Origin of the sequence: Psychrobacillus sp. FSL K6-1464, from assembly GCF_038003145.1 — a bacterium.
Lineage (GTDB): Bacteria > Bacillota > Bacilli > Bacillales_A > Planococcaceae > Psychrobacillus > Psychrobacillus psychrotolerans.
Genome location: NZ_JBBOOP010000001.1, coordinates 3,519,155 through 3,534,857, shown reverse-complemented (window position 1 = coordinate 3,534,857; position 15,703 = coordinate 3,519,155). Strand labels below are relative to the sequence as shown.

Sequence of the window (15,703 nt, the reverse complement as noted above, 5' to 3'; positions counted from 1 at the left end):
TTCTCAGTTCGAACATGAGATCACAGAGAAAGGATGAGTATTAATGACAATTGAAACGTATTTGAAGATGCGAGATAACGGTAAAGCACTTGAAGAAATTCAAAAAGAAAAACATCTAAGTGAAGGTACTGTCTACACATTAGAGTTAGGTTATCAATGCTATTTAAAAGGTTTATCTCTAGATAAGGCTATTGAAATTATCCAGAGTTTATAGTTCACATTTCTACCATGATATTCATAAAAAAAGAGACTTGTCTCCAAGCCTCAACTCATAGAGAACTAATGTTCCCCTTATTAATATACCACACTGAGAGGGGAAACAACAATGAATATCGAGTTAAACACAATTTATAACATGGACTGCTTAGAAGGGATGAAGCATATTCCAGATAAATCGGTTGATCTCATACTGTGCGATCTGCCATATGGAACTACGAATTGCGATTGGGATTCTATCATTCCGTTTGAAGAATTATGGCAGCATTACAAGCGAGTGATTAAAGACAATGGAGCAATCGTACTCACTGCTAGCCAACCGTTTACCACTAAATTGATTGCATCAAATATGAAATGGTTCAGATATGAATGGATTTGGAAAAAAGGTAACCATGTAACAGGTTTTCAAAATGCCAACCGCATGCCATTGAAAAACCACGAAAACGTCTGTGTGTTTTACAAGAAATTGCCTACTTATCAACCACAGGGAATTATGAAGATTAAACCAAAAATAGTGAAGAGTAATCCATCAATGCAAGTGCTGGGTAAACAAAATAAGACGTTAAATAAATACCATTTAGTGAGACACAAGAATTACCCTAAATCCATTCTTGACTTCCCAAGAGAAAGCAAGACATTTCACCCAACACAAAAGCCAATAGACCTGTTTGAATACATTATTCGGACGTATACCAATGAAGGCGAAACGGTCCTGGATAACTGTATGGGTGGGTTTACTACCGCAATTGCCTGTGATAACGCTAATCGAAACTGGATCGGCTTTGAACTTCAAGAGGAGTATTGCGAAAAAGGGTTAAGTAGAATTAACGAAAACAGAAAAGAATTGGGCTTTCCTGATGTAATTATAAAAGGGCATGAAGAATAACTAAACGAATGAATTAGGCGGTTTCTACCGCCTTCTTAGTGAAAAGCGGAATAAGAAAGGGTGAAATAAATTGACCGATAGAAACGCAGCAATCATAAATAAAATTAAAGGGTTATTATCCATTGCTAACGATCAAAAAAATGATGAAGAGTCACAATCTGCGTTTATCCTAGCTCAAAAATTAATGATGAAACACGATATTTCTAGTTCAGAAGTAGAAGAACAAAGTAATTCTCAATCATTAGAAGATGGGCAAGTAACAGTGCATAAAAAGTTGTTCTGGTGGGAAAGAAAATTAGCTCAGGTTATTTCTGAAAATTTCAGGGTGAAATTCTATTACAATAACAAACTTTTCGATAACAGCAGTCAAAGAAAAAGAGCAATTATGTTTTTAGGTTTTCAAAATGATGTTGCATTAGCGAAAGAAATGTATTTATTAGCTTATGAAGCATTGGTTTTCTATAGCAATAGATATGTTGAGGACCATTATGAAGAGAATCAAAAAAGATCAAGGGTTCACCGTATAACAAATGGAGTAAAAAATTCTTATATGCGTGGATTTTTACAAGGGCTTGAAAGAAAATTTGAAGAACAGGTCAAAGAAATGCAACAGGAATATGGTCTTATGGTGCTAGTTCCTATAGAAGTAGTAGAAGAATATGACAATCGTTTTGGAGGTAAAAAAGGGATCTCGTTTAAACTACCGCCGGTTGAAGAAGCTCTTGCTTTTGAAAAAGGATTTATTGAAGGCAATAGAATCGATTATACGAAATCAACCATCGATGAAGATATAGTTATGTAGCGAATATGCAGAACATTATTTGATACTAGAAGGAGGATATGGATTTGGATTTACCAGACAAAATTATTGGGCTAGATCAACTGAGGATTGCAAGAGGACTTGAAAAGTTCTGCAAATGTGATAATAGAAAATTTGTTTTAGATACATCGAATCGCAGAGTTACTTGTAGTAGTTGTGGAGCTTTCATAGATCCTTATGACGCTTTACATGATCTTGCTCGTGCTGATGAAGAAAGGAATAGGCAAGTCGAATATTTATTGGAACAACGAAAGCAAATCATAGACTATAAGCCTCATCTATTAGTGATTAGAAATCTGGAAAAACAGTATCGTGGCAAGAAAATGATGCCGATATGTCCTTCCTGCAGCGAACCTTTTATGCTAGAGGAACTGTATACATGGGTTAACTGGAAATTTAATGAAAAGCGTGTAAGAGAACGTATTGAGAGGAGCAAATAATTATTAGTCCTCATTTAGAGAAGGAGGAATTAGTTTGGACTTCCAACATTGGAGAAAGGTAGCAAGATGTAATGGTGTACCTGATGCAGTTTACTTGTCAAGGATACAAAACAATTGGGAATACGAAAGAGCTGCAACAGAACCACTTCAAGATAAGAGAGTGAGTAACATATTTAATCAAAAAGAACGAGAAATCATGAGGAATAATGGAATCTCATTAATTGCAGCTAGTAGAAGATATAAAAGTGGAAGATTCACCAAAGAGGAGGCAATTAGAAGACCTATCAGAGGTAGGAAAGTGACTGAATAAAAAAGACAAGATTTCTCCTGTCTCCGTCAAGACAATTATAACACAAGGAGGAGTCTTAGTGAAAAAGGAAATGGTCGCAAAGGTGGATCTGTCGGAAGAAGCTTTTTATATAGTAAAAGATGGGAATATTACTAAAGTTTCTCCAAAAGAGCATGGTCAAGATGTAGTCATCTGGAAAAATGGGAAAGTGTTAGATGTGGATAGAAGCGAACGTATTAGATTAAATGGGCAGGAGGTAATTTAGTGGATCCTATTCATGAGTTTGAACAACTATCTGCAGGACTAGCTGATATAGCTGTTCTATTATTTCAATACAAACAAGATTTAGTCAAACAGAATTTTACAGAAGAACAAGCTTTTATATTGGTTAGGGAGTATCAAATGTTGTTGTTTAACCAAAAAAAATAAGAAAAGTCCTTACGGAAGAACCGACGGACACTAAAAGAGCATTTATAGCTCATTTGGTGTCTTTTTTTAATTCATAAAAGGGGTGTATATATGGAAATCGACTTAAAAACAATTGAAGCACTACAAGAAACAATGAGGATGATTGTTAAATCAATCACTGATGCATTTAAAAACTTTATCAAGTGGGCTCAAGAACATTGGACGTTTATTAAAGAAAATTGGAGCAAGTTTTATCAATTTGAAGAAGAAAAACCGATGCGGAAAAAAACTCCCTATTATAAAAAATTGTCTGTTCAAAAGATGCAGCACCAGGTAATAGATCGCAAGCCAAGAAGTATGGTCCGAAAAATAATCAATTGAGGGTGAAAATATGAGAACTATTCAAAGTGAACTTACTGAAAAAGGATATAAAAAGCCATCTAAGGACAATTATCCAATTATCCGAAAAAAGGTCAAAGAACAATTATCAAGCAGAGATTTGAAAGAGCTAATGGGTTGCAGTCAACCTACCTATACAAGAGGCAAGGGTGGAGCCTTTAGACAAAGATAATGAAGGGTGGTTCGTTCAACTTGAGAGAATTATTAGTAGAATACAGACTAACTTTGAAGGAAACCCGCGCACTACGCACGCGTTTAGAAAAGAAAATAGAGATAGCTAAAAGAATTAAAAATAAAAAGGCCATTCCCATTTTAATTAGGCTACAAGAAGACAAAAAGATTATAAATAGTTGGATTTCAAATCTACAATACTCAATCGAATGGATCACTATTGGTAAACGTCCAGGAGCTCGAAGAGAAATTAGTAGAAGAGCATCTGAAGATAGAGAAGTCTCTTTTGAACCCTATTGGATCCAATTAAGAAAAGATGAGTCTGAGAGCGTCGAATCAATAGAAAGGCTCTTTGATGATGAGGATAAAGAAAATGAAATAATTAAAGAGGCATCAGTAAAGGAAATTACTAAAATCCTGAACGATAAACAAAAAGAAATATTGACACTTAAAGCAGATGGGGCGACACATAGCGAAATAGCGGAGAGTCTAAGAATCCCTAAAGGTACGGTAGATGTGACTATGAAAAGAATTAAAGAAAAGATTAAAGCGGAAGGATGGTTTATGCTATGAAATCTGTAGAACCTATACGTGATGAAATGTGGAGAGAATCCTTTATCGAATACTTTGAGAACACGAGTGATAGAAACTTAGTACTATTTTTAATAGGCATTTATACAGGCTTTCGCATCTCCGATATTACAAAACTAAGAGTAAGAGATGTACAGGGTAAGATGCACCTGGAGATAGTAGAAGGAAAAACGGGTAAGCGAAGAAAAGTATTTATCCATAGAAAACTAAAGCGACCTCTAGAGCGATTGATTAAGGACAAAAGTAAGTTTGATTATCTGTTTGAGTCTAGACAAAGATCACGTACCGGGAAGAAAAAGGCTATTGAACGTAGTACGGTAGATAAATTTTTAAAGAAGGCTGCTGAAGAGCTTGGTTATATGGAGCCAATAGCAACACATTCGATGAGGAAGACGTTTGGCCATATGTATTACACAGCTCATAAAGATCTAGCAGACTTACAGGACCTGTTCAATCATTCTTCACCCAAAATAACACTGAGATACATAGGCATGCAACAAGCTAAGTTCGATGAAAACGTTTCGAACCTTAAGTAGGGCAAAGGGGATTGACTCTCTTTGTCTTTTTTATTTGTTTCAAGTACCTATCGTTGTTAGGTCTAAGGGGTGCATTAACGTTTTACTTCTCTTCAATGAGTGTCTTAACAGAACTAAAAAGAAAATATTTTTAACTTTATTGATTTATCAAGCTTTGAGCATTTATAAATGAGTTCAACTCCCTAGGACCTGAAGAGAACTCAAAGGGTTGATGTAAGCAACTGCCCACTAAGAGTGAAGGGCAATGATTAAAACCTTGCATACTTCATGTGCATCACACCTCCTATCATAGGTCATGAACCCTTATGGAAAAAGGGTTCATGATTATTAATTGATAGTGTATATGGTATTCAATAAGTGAATATAAAAACACTAGGTTCTCCTGGGTTTTAAATTGCTTTACGGGTGCTTTCGAGCCCGAAAGTCGTCTAGTTACAAAACGAAAACGGTGATTTACGTTTTCGAAATAAAAAATGAGAATTTAATAATTTGAAAGGGGTGAGAGTGCTTGGCACGTAAAGGTTCAGAGGATTCTGCGTGGATTGTTAGTAGCAAAGAAATTTCGATAGTTTTAGGTGTTTCAGAGGCTCGAATCCGTCAATATACGAAAGAAAATGCAGTGGTTAGGGTATCGCATGGGAAGTATGATTTACCGAAATCTATTAAAGCATATATTGCTTATTTAGATAGCAAACGTACAGAAGTGGTTGATAAAACAGTAGAAGAAGCTTATTGGACAAGGGCAAGACGTGAAAAAACGGAGCTGCAGGTACAAGTTATGAGGGGGGATTTACACCGTTCGGAAGATGTTGAACGTGTAATGAATGAAATGTTAGGTCATTTCAGAGGTAAGCTCTTAGCATTCCCGTCCAAAATGGCATCTCGTGTAGCTGGTAAAACAGATTTAACAGAAATCAGAGACATACTGAAATCAGGAATACACGAAGCAATGACAGAATTAGCCGAATATAATGCAAAGGATTTTTACTCAGAAGATGTATTTATTGAAGAAGAAGATAGATTGAATGAGTAAAGAATACTTAGCAACATTAAAGCTAATTCAAAATAGTATTAAAGAAAATTTGTCTCCTCCACCTGATTTAACAGTTTCGGAATGGGCTGACAAATTTCGAGTGCTACCATCTGAAACTTCTGCTGAACCTGGACAATGGGATACAAGTAGAGCTCCGTATCAACGCGAAATTATGAATGCTATTACAGATCCTCGCTATGAAGATATTGTAATTATGTCTTCAGCGCAAGTAGGGAAATCAGAAATACTATTAAATGGTCTAGGCTATTTTATAGACATGGAACCTTATCCAATAATGATGTTGCAACCAACTGAACAAGCTGCAAAGAACTTTTCAAAAGAACGTCTCGCACCTATGTTCAGAGCTTGCCCATCATTACGAAATAAAGTCTCAAATTCGAAATCACGTGATGGTGAAAATACAATTTTACAAAAATCATTTCCAGGAGGATTTGTAGCGCTTGCTGGTGCAAATGCGCCTTCTGGATTAGCATCGCGTCCTATTCGTGTTTTATTAGCGGATGAAATTGATCGTTTTCCAGCTTCTGCAGGCGGTGAGGGTGACCCATTATCTTTAGCGGAAAAACGTACAACTACTTTCTACAATCGTAAAAAGATAAAAGTTTCGACACCCACGGATAAAGGTACATCCAGAATTGAAAAAGAGTTTGAATCGAGTACAAAAGAACGATATCACTTGCCATGTCCATCATGTGGTCATGAACAACCTTTAAAATGGGCTCAAATTCATTTTGAATCTGTAACCCACGCATGTATTGAATGTGGCTCTATGCATACACAATTTGAATGGAAAAACCAAGAAGGTCGTTGGATTGCTGAAGTTCCTGATGCTCTTAAACGAGGATTCCACTTAAACGAACTATTATCGCCATGGCGTAAATGGGAAGAAATTATTGTTGCCTTTAAATCAGCATTAAAAAATGGCAAAGAGGAATTAAAAGTATTTATTAATACATCACTAGGTGAGGTTTGGGAGGAAGAAGGCAAGGAAGTAAACGAACATGAACTGATGAGTAGGCAAGAAGATTACGAAGCTGAAGTTCCAGATGGGGTAAATATTATAACTGCAGCTATCGATGTGCAAGATGATCGTTTTGAAATTGAAGTCATGGGTTGGGGCAAATCGAAAGAATCTTGGGGTATTGAGTACCACATCATTCCTGGTGATTTAAAACGGCCTCAAGTTTGGGACGAACTAAGTGAATACTTAAGTCGTACCTGGTCTAAAAGAGACGGTAAACGTTTTGGTATCGTTGGAGCGTTTATGGATTCAGGAGGTCACTTTACACAAGAAGTATATAAATTTACTCGTAAGCATGAATTGAAAAGAGTTCATGCTATTAAAGGTGCATCAGCTAAAAAGGGAGAAAACGTTCCATTGATTAATGGTATAAGTCGAACTAAAGTTGTCCGAAATTATCTTATTTCTTTGGGTGTAAATGATGGGAAAAATAGAGTTTTAAGCAACTTACAGCAGACAGATTTTGGTCCTAACTATTGTCACTTCCCAAAAGGGAGAGGGTATCACGAACAATATTTTAACGGTTTAACTGCTGAGCGATTAGAAACACGATATGAACGAGGGATTCCTTACAATGTATGGGTAAAAATACGAGCTCGAAACGAACCTTTTGATCTTCGAGTATACAATTTAGCTTGTTTAGAGTTTCTGAATCCCAACTTAGAGCTTGAATATTTCCAAAACGAAGCTAAAAAGAAGAAGAAAAAAAGGAGAGTGCGAGCTAGATGATTACCTTAGAACGTGCGAAAGCCCATTATGTTGCATGGTTAGATGCAGAATTAGCAGTTTCTACTGGTCAAAGCTATTCAATTGGTTCTCGTTCACTTACACGAGCAAATTTAGCAGAAATTCGAAAGCAAATAGATTATTGGGAAAATAAAGTTGCCGCACTAACCATTACAGCTAGTGGTGGTCGAATTAGACGTGCAAAGCGTTATATACCACGAGATTTATAAAAGAAATGAGGTGAAATCAATTGCTAAATGAAAAAGTGGATCCAATAAGTACCGAAATTGAGGAACCGATATCAACAATAAAACAACAATCAAGTCGAAAAGCACCCAACAATCAAGTTGGAGAAGGGCAAGGTTACGGTCGTCATGGAGCTAGCCGGACTAGAAAAAGCTTAGAAGGTTGGATAAGTTCCCTTGGTTCACCATTAGAAGATATCGAACGCAACATTGGGACTTTACGTGAACGTTCGCGGGATCTCTATATGGGTTCACCCATTTCGACAGGTGCACTTCGGACGCTTGTAACTAATGTTGTCGGTTCAGGGTTACGACTAAACGCTTCAATTGATGCGGAGTTTTTAAAATTAACAGAAGAAGAGGCAGATGCATGGGAAACCCATGTTGAACGAGAATTTGCATTATGGTCCGAATCGAAAGCTTGTGATGTTACTAGAATGAATGACTTTTACCAATTACAGCAGTTATCTTTTTTATCAATGCTTGTTTCTGGTGACACATTTGCAACATTGCCATATCACAAACGTGTTGGAGTACCTTATGAGTTAACAATACAGTTACTCGAAGCTGACAGAATATGTTCTCCAGGTGGATTTGAAACATATACAGATACCACTATTGTAAATGGCGTTGAAACAGATAAAAAGGGTGAAGTAATTGCATACCACGTTGCTAATAAACACCCTAAATCAATAACTTCCATACAAAATAAATGGATTCGTATAGAAAAATACGGAAAAAGTAGTGGGAGACCAAACATATTACATTTAATTGAGATGGAAAGACCGGAACAACGAAGAGGTGTACCCATTCTTGCGCCAGTTATTGAGACGTTAAAACAATTAACTAGATATTCTGACGCAGAACTAATGGCTGCGGTTATCTCAGGGATGTATACATTGTTTGTGACGAGCGAATCACCTGAAGCAGACACAATGGGTCGTGGAATTTCACCAGATGATGAAATTGAATTTGGAAATGACTCCGATGAAGATATTCAAGTAGGGAATGGAACGGTAAATTTCTTACGTGAAGGCGAAAAAATACAAGAATCAAATCCTGGTAGACCAAATGTGGCATTTGACGGATTTGTTACAAGTATGTGCCGTCAAATAGGAGTAGCACTTGAAATTCCTTACGAAGTGTTGATGAAACATTTTACATCGAGTTATTCAGCTTCACGTGGTGCGTTATTAGAGGCTTGGAAAATGTTTAAACGTAGACGTCAGTTTGTGGCTACGAATTTTTGTCAGCCAATTTATGAAGAGTTCTTAGTTGAAGGCATCGCGAAAGGTCGTATCTATGCACCGGGTTATTTTACAGATCCGATGGTAAGAAAATCATATTCAAAAGCAGAGTGGCACGGACCAACACAAGGTCAATTGGATCCATTGAAAGAAGTAAATGCAGCCGCTAAGCGTATCGATGAAGGATTAAGTACGCGCACACGAGAAGCAAATGAATTAACTGGTACAAATTTCTTTGAAAATCATAGTTTGCGTGTACGTGAAGAGCGAGCACGTCGTGAGGCAGGGTTAGATTCAGCAAGCATGAAACAACCTACACCGTTGTTAGAACCGGCAAAAGAAGACGACGAGGAGGATGATGACAGAGATGACAAGTAATGCTAAACGTAACGCCAAAATTGAAAATAGTTTTAAATACCATTCCCCAAAAGAGGGACAACCAGAGAAATATGAAGCTATTCGAGAAAAAGCTAAAGAGTTAGCATATTTAATTGATGAAGTTTGCCCGGAGAGTCGAGAAAAGTCGGTAGCAATGACTCAATTAGAAGACTCTGTAATGTGGGCAAATGCTTCAATAGCTAGAAATTAAAAAGCTCATTAGAGAGGAGGTGGAAGAGGATGAAAATTGACATCAAGGGACCAATTATCGGCGATGCTGACCAATGGATATATGACTGGTTCGCTATTCCAGCTGTAAGTCCGAGCAAAGTAAATTCAGCAATCGAGGAAGCCGAGCGAAATAAATCAAAACAAATTGATGTTTTCATTAATAGTGGTGGTGGTTCCGTCTTTGCAGCATCTGAAATTTATTCAAGTTTAAAAGCATTTCCTGGTAAAGTAGCAATATTCATTGTCGGTATGGCAGCATCTGCAGCGAGCGTTGTTGCAATGGCTGGTGATGATGGTGATGTATCGATGGCTCCAACTGGGCAACTAATGATTCACAATGCTTCAACAATTGCATCAGGTGATTATAGAAATATGGATCACACATCAGAATTTCTACAAAATGTTAATCAATCAATTGCGAATGCATATATGATAAAAACCAAAAAAAGCGCTGACGAATTAAAAAACATGATGGATAAAGAGACATGGTTAACTTCCCAACAGGCTTTGGAGCATGGTTTTATTGACAATGTTATGTTTGAAAATCAGCCTATAGCGGTGGCAGATGGCAGTAATGAACTAGTTAACGGAATATTACCTCCAGAAGTAATAGAAAAGGTAAGAAATGAGCTTGCAAGAGACAAGTCTTTACAAACAGTTAATTCAGCAACAACTATTGTTCCAACAACGAATGTGAAAGAGGAGGATTTAACAATGGATTTAGAAAAATTGAAAAACGAACATCCAGAACTTTTTAAGGAAGTTAAAAACTTAGGATTTACAGATGGCGTAAAGGCTGAGAACGAACGTATGAAAGCGATAGATGAAATGGCACTACCTGGCAACGAATCAATGGTTGAAGCAGCAAAATATGAGACGCCAGTAACGGCTGAACAATTAGCTGTAAAAATGATTAAAGCGCAAAAAGAAGCTGGTAGCAATTATTTGAATAACGCTAAAAAAGACGCGCAACCATTAAACCAAGTAACGCCAAGCGCAGCACCAGAAACGGATAATGTAACAGCCGAAGATAAAGCGGTTTCAGCATTAGTAGATCTATGGGGAGGTAAATAATATGAATCTAGTGAATAGCACAAGTGAATTTAAATATGATGGTTTAATTGCCGATGCATCTATTCCAGTTTTAAAAGCAGCTGTGTCAATAGAAACTGGACAAGGTGTTTTATTACGTGGGTCAGTTCTCGGAAGAGCTGCCGATGGAAAAGTTATTTTAGTTGGTGGAACTACAGTTGCCACGGCTGAGTATATTTTAGCAGATGACGTTGATACAGGAACGGTGGTCGGTACTCCAGTAAGTGTTATTACTTATGCATCTGGAGCATTTAATCGCTTTGCATTAATTATTGATGGAGCAGGTAGTATCGATGATCATGAGGCAGACTTAAAAAAATTCGGACTGTATCTTAAAGCAGTACTTTAATTTGGAGGGGTTAAAACAATGACAAACTTATATCAAACACGCACAATGTTACCAGCAGTGGAGGTAATGCCACATGCATCAAGCTTTTTACGCGACACATTTTTCCCGCGTCTAAGTGATCAAACCGTTATTACAGAAAAAGTTGAATTAGATTACAAAAAAGGACGTCGAAAAATGGCTCCATTTGTTGCACCACGAGTTGGCGGTGTAACAGTATCCCGTGAAGGTTTCACAACAAAAGAGTTAGCTCCACCACGTATTGCTCCTCAACGTGTAATGACAATCGATGATATTAATCAGCGTAGTATGGGTGAAACGGTTTATAGTAAAAAAACTCCTGCAGAACGTCAAGTTGAATTGCTATCTAAAGATTTAGAGGATCTAGGCGAACATATTGACCGCCGTGAAGAGTGGATGGTATCAGAGTTATTATTTGAAGGGAAAGTCGTTGTAAAAGGGTATGCCGACAACACATTCAAAGAATACATTGAACAAGAAATTGACTATGGCTTTGATAATTTTGACGTTCTTAGCGGTACAGATTTATGGACGGATCCTAATTCAAACCCTTATGAATACTTGCGTAAAGCTCGCTTGGAAACGTTACAAAAGAGCAGCGTTGCACCGAATATTGTAATTTTCGGAAATGATGCATACACAGAATTCATGAATAACCCAAAAGTTATTGAGTTATTTAATAAATTGAATGTGTCATTAGGGCATATTCAACCAACTTTGCAAGATGATCATGTTTCCTTCATCGGAAAATTGCCAGAGCTTGGTTTAGAGCTTTACTTATACAATGATTGGTACGTTGATGAAGATAATGTTGAAAAATCATTTGTTCCAAGTGACAAAATATTAATGGCACATATTGGACTAGGCGGTTTTGTTTACGGATCAGTAACCCAATTGGAACAAGCAGGTCAATTCGTGACATATGAAGGTTCACGTGTACCGAAGTTTTGGGCAAACGTAGAAAGCGATGCTAGAATGGTGCGCTTAACTTCGCGTCCAGTTCCTCTGCCAAAAAATGTAGATTCTTGGTTCGTAGCAACAGTAATTTAAGGGAAGGAAGATGAAAAATGATAAAAGGATATACAGTTACTAGAAAACCAATTCGTCATAATGGAAAGCGATATTTGGAAAAAGATTTTATTCCAGAATCAGAATTGACAGAACAACAAGCTGGGCGTTTGCTAACAATGAACGCCATTACAAAAGCGACTAAAGAAGAAGAGGAAACAGTTTCAGTCCTTGATTCAGATTCTGGTACAAATTCGGGCCTTCAAACACAGGATGAGGAACCAGTAGAAGTTACTCTTGATATAAATTTCGAATATCCAGAACTAGTGGATGGCGCAAATGAAAAAGGATTAGATTTTAAAGGTAATATTTCAAAGAAAGCGTTAATTGAATTAATCATCGAAACTAAAAATGAACAGTTCTTCCTAGATCAACTAGAAGACTAATGGGAGGTATTCATATGCCTAGTTTTAAAGATTTTGCTGAATCTGATTTGGATTCAGTTTTTTTAAATCCAGAAGAATTTGGCACTCCTGTATTAATTGAAGATGAATTAGTAGTAGTTGTAATGGATGATGAAAAGATGGTTGAACGCAAGTTATTCAAAGGTGCAGAGGGGTTCCATACAGAGGAACTCCTTTTTTATGTTAAAAGAAACGCATTATCATTTTATCCTCGCCCTGATAATTTAGTGGTATTCGATAACGTTGACTGGAAGATAACAGACGTTCAAGAAGACGTAGGGTTACTTACTGTGTCTGGTGAGAGGGTGAGCGGATGATATTTAATGCAGTGGTAGATGAAAATCAACTAAATGTGATACAAAATCGACTTGGCCAGTTCAAAAAGAAGACTCCCAATGTGGTCGCAAGCGCTCTTAATAGAGGTATGTCGAACATGCAAGCAAATATTAAAGCTGAAGTGCGCAAAGAATACCATATAAAAGCTGGAGATATTAATGTAACACTCCGAAAAAATAGAGCAAATAAATCAAATTTAAGTGCAAGTGTTGCTTCTGTTGGCGGCGCTATACCATTAGATAAGTTCAAAGTTAGTCCGAAATCAGTAAACCCGAGAAGAAAATCTACTATTAGTATCGCGGTTAAAAAAGATGGTGCAAAGAAGTTTAAGGGTGCATTTATGGCAGAGATAAATGGGCCAAAGCTATTTATTCGAGTAAAAAAAACAAGATTACCAATCGAGCGCTTATTTGGTCCGTCTATTCCTCAGATGATTGGAAGAGAAGAAATTGTTCAACGTATACAGCTTGAGGGGCGAGAAACATTTGAAAGACGATTAGATCACGAAATTGATCGTATTCTAGGGGGGGCTACATAATGACTAGTTTAGATCTTCAAAAATCACTAAAAAGAAAAATAACAGAGGCATTAGTCGGCATGGAGTTAACGTCCCAAGAAGGCGTCTTAAAGAAAGTTCAGGTTTTTGAACAACATTTACCGCGAAAAGTTAAATCAGACTCTAGAAAATCTGAAGAAACAAATTATCCTGCTGTTATTGTTTATTTAGATGAGGGTGAGAACGGCCAAGTAAAAGTGTTGCTTATTATAGCCACACAAGACAGTAACGCAGATAACGAAGGGTTTCGAGACACTTTATCGATTGCCGAAAGGCTAATGCAACTTTTAGTAAAAAATCCGGTAATTGACGATAAATATGAAATCCAAGACTCTCCTAAATGGTTTTACAACGATCAAGATAATTATCCGTATTATTTCGCGTGGATTGAAACAACTTTTGATATACCACAAATATTACGAGAAGATTTGGAGGCAATGATATGACAGAAAAAGTAGAGATGTCAGCAACTGAAAAAAAACATGCAAAATTAAAGTCAACAAGTGAAGTTGTAGAAAATTCTAACAAACAACAACTAATTTATTTCGGTCCATCTTTAAAAAACTTACAACAATATCAAGTATTTATAGGGGATTTACCCTCTCATGTAAAAAAACATATAGAAATAAATCCAGCTTTAAAAGAATTATTTGTAGAACCTAAAGAATTACCGTTAATTCAACGCAATCTCAAAATCAAAGGCACAAGAGAGCAACAACTTTATGACCTTGTTCATAAAACGAAAGGAGCAAATTCGAATGCCCTATAATCATGGAATTTCAGTATTAGAGAATCCAACATCTATTGAACAACCACTAGAATCATTTTCTGCAGTACAAGTGGTGTTTGGAACTGCACCAGTGAATCTAGTTTCGAACACTGAATCAATTGTTAATAAACCAGTTTTATTGAGAACTTTAGAACAAGCAAAAGAAAAGTTCGGGTATTCTAAGGATTTTAAGAAGTTTACTTTGTGCGAAGCAATGTATACCTCATTTGAGCTCTTTAAAGTAGCGCCTGTTGTATTCGTTAATATACTTGACCCTAAAATCCACAAAAAAACGGTGCCAGATTCCATAGTGGCGATAACTAATAGAATTGCAGTTATCCAGGAAGAAGGAATCTTATTAGACAAAGTGGTTGTAAAAGATAGCGCGGGAGCAACTACGCATGTGAAAGGGACTGACTATATCGCTGCATTTAACGATGCAGGGCATGTGGTTATTACTATATTAACAGGAGGCGCTATTACTCCTGGTACAACATCTGTAAATGTAGCTTATGAACAATTAGACTCTAGTTTGGTTACTCCAGCAGAAATTATTGGAGGATATGATGCATCTACAAATTCATTTAGTGGTTTAGAGCTGATTAAAACCATCTATCCATCATTAAATGTAGTTCCAAATATCTTACTAGCTCCTGGATATACACATCTTCCGGAAGTTGCAGCTATATTAGTCGCAAAATCCTATAAAATCAATGGTAGCTTTAATGCTACTAATGTTTTAGATCTAGTTGGAAAAACAAAAGAAGAGGCTTTAGTTTTTAAAGAAGATAATTATTATACGGACAAGTCATCTATGACTTGTTGGCCAAAGCCGAAAATTAAAGGCAAGATACTAAACTACAGTACATTAGTTGCAGCAGCATACGCACGACGTAATGCAGAAGATGAAGGTATCTCCTACCGTTCAGCTTCCAATACGAAGATTGCTATTAGCGGTATGGTTAATGACGAAGGTCAAGAAGTCTTTTTAGATCAAGTTGAAGCTAATGTATTGAATGCTAAAGGCATAGTTACTGCAATTAATATGAACGGATGGAGAATTTGGGGTAATAATACCGCTGCATTTGATGCGGATCTACCACTTATAGCGGATCCTAAAGATCGATTTATTGCAGTCCGACGTATGTTTGATTGGTGGGGTAACTCATTCGTTCAAAACTTCTTTGACAGTCTGGATGGTCCTATTAGCTATAGACTAATTGAGAGTATCGTAGACGATGAAAACGTAAGATCAAATGGTTATCAAGCAAGAGGTGTTATCGCAGGAGCGAAAATTGAATTTAGACAAGCCGATAATCCTCTCAATGACATCCTATCAGGAAATATAAAATTCATTCAAAAAGCCGCATTTTGGACTCCTTTAGAACAGATAGAAAATGTTTTAGAATTTGATCCATCTATTTTAGCAGCAACTCTTGCAGGAGGTGAGTAA

General features: G+C 36.8%; 25 protein-coding genes. All 25 read left to right on the top strand.

Annotation, left to right across the window (positions count from 1 at the left end; translation table 11 throughout):
* Positions 1-43 precede the first annotated feature (43 nt).
* The 25 genes from MKX39_RS18060 (at position 44) to MKX39_RS17940 (ending at position 15,703) form a co-directional block, all read left to right on the top strand.
* On the top strand, positions 44-214 hold the full coding sequence (locus tag MKX39_RS18060) for a hypothetical protein (protein ID WP_340770908.1): 171 nt from the start codon (positions 44-46) through the stop codon (positions 212-214).
* A 111-nt stretch (positions 215-325) separates the two neighbouring features.
* The gene (locus MKX39_RS18055) at positions 326-1,102 is read left to right on the top strand and encodes a DNA-methyltransferase (protein WP_340770906.1); all 777 of its coding nucleotides are present in this window, start codon (positions 326-328) and stop codon (positions 1,100-1,102) included.
* A gap of 70 nt (positions 1,103-1,172) precedes the next feature.
* Complete coding sequence (locus MKX39_RS18050) at positions 1,173-1,904, top strand: DUF2786 domain-containing protein (protein ID WP_340770904.1); 732 nt, start codon at positions 1,173-1,175, stop codon at positions 1,902-1,904.
* A 44-nt stretch (positions 1,905-1,948) separates the two neighbouring features.
* Entirely contained in the window at positions 1,949-2,362 is a 414-nt protein-coding gene (locus MKX39_RS18045) for a hypothetical protein (RefSeq protein WP_445678035.1), read from the top strand.
* Between the two features lie 34 nt (positions 2,363-2,396).
* On the top strand, positions 2,397-2,672 hold the full coding sequence (locus MKX39_RS18040; protein WP_340770898.1) for a hypothetical protein: 276 nt from the start codon (positions 2,397-2,399) through the stop codon (positions 2,670-2,672).
* Between the two features lie 58 nt (positions 2,673-2,730).
* Complete coding sequence (locus MKX39_RS18035; protein WP_340770896.1) at positions 2,731-2,916, top strand: DUF3954 domain-containing protein; 186 nt, start codon at positions 2,731-2,733, stop codon at positions 2,914-2,916.
* On the top strand, positions 2,916-3,080 hold the full coding sequence (locus tag MKX39_RS18030; RefSeq protein WP_340770894.1) for a hypothetical protein: 165 nt from the start codon (positions 2,916-2,918) through the stop codon (positions 3,078-3,080). Before MKX39_RS18035 ends, MKX39_RS18030 begins: the two co-directional genes overlap by 1 nt.
* A gap of 90 nt (positions 3,081-3,170) precedes the next feature.
* Entirely contained in the window at positions 3,171-3,440 is a 270-nt protein-coding gene (locus MKX39_RS18025) for a hypothetical protein (protein ID WP_340770892.1), read from the top strand.
* 10 nt (positions 3,441-3,450) lie between these two features.
* On the top strand, positions 3,451-3,630 hold the full coding sequence (locus MKX39_RS18020; protein WP_340770890.1) for a hypothetical protein: 180 nt from the start codon (positions 3,451-3,453) through the stop codon (positions 3,628-3,630).
* A gap of 20 nt (positions 3,631-3,650) precedes the next feature.
* On the top strand, positions 3,651-4,202 hold the full coding sequence (locus tag MKX39_RS18015; RefSeq protein WP_340770889.1) for a sigma factor-like helix-turn-helix DNA-binding protein: 552 nt from the start codon (positions 3,651-3,653) through the stop codon (positions 4,200-4,202).
* Positions 4,199-4,756, top strand: coding sequence for a tyrosine-type recombinase/integrase (locus MKX39_RS18010; RefSeq protein WP_340770887.1), 558 nt, complete (start codon positions 4,199-4,201; stop codon positions 4,754-4,756). Before MKX39_RS18015 ends, MKX39_RS18010 begins: the two co-directional genes overlap by 4 nt.
* Positions 4,757-5,264: 508 nt before the next feature.
* Complete coding sequence (locus MKX39_RS18005; RefSeq protein WP_340770885.1) at positions 5,265-5,789, top strand: hypothetical protein; 525 nt, start codon at positions 5,265-5,267, stop codon at positions 5,787-5,789.
* Positions 5,782-7,560: a phage terminase large subunit family protein gene (locus MKX39_RS18000; protein ID WP_340770883.1), complete on the top strand. Its 1,779-nt coding sequence runs from the start codon at positions 5,782-5,784 to the stop codon at positions 7,558-7,560. The genes MKX39_RS18005 and MKX39_RS18000 overlap by 8 nt, the downstream gene beginning before the upstream one ends.
* A complete protein-coding gene (locus MKX39_RS17995) occupies positions 7,557-7,787 on the top strand; it encodes a DUF6148 family protein (RefSeq protein WP_340770881.1) in 231 nt (76 codons plus the stop codon). Before MKX39_RS18000 ends, MKX39_RS17995 begins: the two co-directional genes overlap by 4 nt.
* Before the next feature lie 20 nt (positions 7,788-7,807).
* Positions 7,808-9,427, top strand: a complete 1,620-nt coding sequence (locus MKX39_RS17990) for a phage portal protein (protein WP_340770879.1) — start codon at positions 7,808-7,810, stop codon at positions 9,425-9,427.
* Positions 9,405-9,638: an Acb2/Tad1 domain-containing protein gene (locus MKX39_RS17985; protein ID WP_340770877.1), complete on the top strand. Its 234-nt coding sequence runs from the start codon at positions 9,405-9,407 to the stop codon at positions 9,636-9,638. Before MKX39_RS17990 ends, MKX39_RS17985 begins: the two co-directional genes overlap by 23 nt.
* A gap of 29 nt (positions 9,639-9,667) precedes the next feature.
* On the top strand, positions 9,668-10,732 hold the full coding sequence (locus MKX39_RS17980) for a head maturation protease, ClpP-related (protein WP_340770875.1): 1,065 nt from the start codon (positions 9,668-9,670) through the stop codon (positions 10,730-10,732).
* Position 10,733: 1 nt separating this feature from the next.
* Entirely contained in the window at positions 10,734-11,099 is a 366-nt protein-coding gene (locus MKX39_RS17975) for a hypothetical protein (RefSeq protein ID WP_340770873.1), read from the top strand.
* 18 nt (positions 11,100-11,117) lie between these two features.
* Complete coding sequence (locus MKX39_RS17970; protein ID WP_340770871.1) at positions 11,118-12,167, top strand: major capsid protein; 1,050 nt, start codon at positions 11,118-11,120, stop codon at positions 12,165-12,167.
* A 17-nt stretch (positions 12,168-12,184) separates the two neighbouring features.
* Entirely contained in the window at positions 12,185-12,571 is a 387-nt protein-coding gene (locus MKX39_RS17965; protein ID WP_340770869.1) for a hypothetical protein, read from the top strand.
* Positions 12,572-12,585: 14 nt separating this feature from the next.
* Entirely contained in the window at positions 12,586-12,906 is a 321-nt protein-coding gene (locus MKX39_RS17960) for a hypothetical protein (protein WP_340770868.1), read from the top strand.
* The gene (locus MKX39_RS17955) at positions 12,903-13,463 is read left to right on the top strand and encodes a phage tail protein (RefSeq protein WP_340770866.1); all 561 of its coding nucleotides are present in this window, start codon (positions 12,903-12,905) and stop codon (positions 13,461-13,463) included. Before MKX39_RS17960 ends, MKX39_RS17955 begins: the two co-directional genes overlap by 4 nt.
* Positions 13,463-13,927 (top strand): hypothetical protein, encoded by a 465-nt coding sequence (locus MKX39_RS17950; RefSeq protein ID WP_340770864.1) that lies wholly within the window; start codon positions 13,463-13,465, stop codon positions 13,925-13,927. The genes MKX39_RS17955 and MKX39_RS17950 overlap by 1 nt, the downstream gene beginning before the upstream one ends.
* Positions 13,924-14,250: a hypothetical protein gene (locus MKX39_RS17945; RefSeq protein ID WP_340770863.1), complete on the top strand. Its 327-nt coding sequence runs from the start codon at positions 13,924-13,926 to the stop codon at positions 14,248-14,250. The genes MKX39_RS17950 and MKX39_RS17945 overlap by 4 nt, the downstream gene beginning before the upstream one ends.
* On the top strand, positions 14,240-15,703 hold the full coding sequence (locus tag MKX39_RS17940) for a phage tail sheath family protein (protein WP_340770861.1): 1,464 nt from the start codon (positions 14,240-14,242) through the stop codon (positions 15,701-15,703). The genes MKX39_RS17945 and MKX39_RS17940 overlap by 11 nt, the downstream gene beginning before the upstream one ends.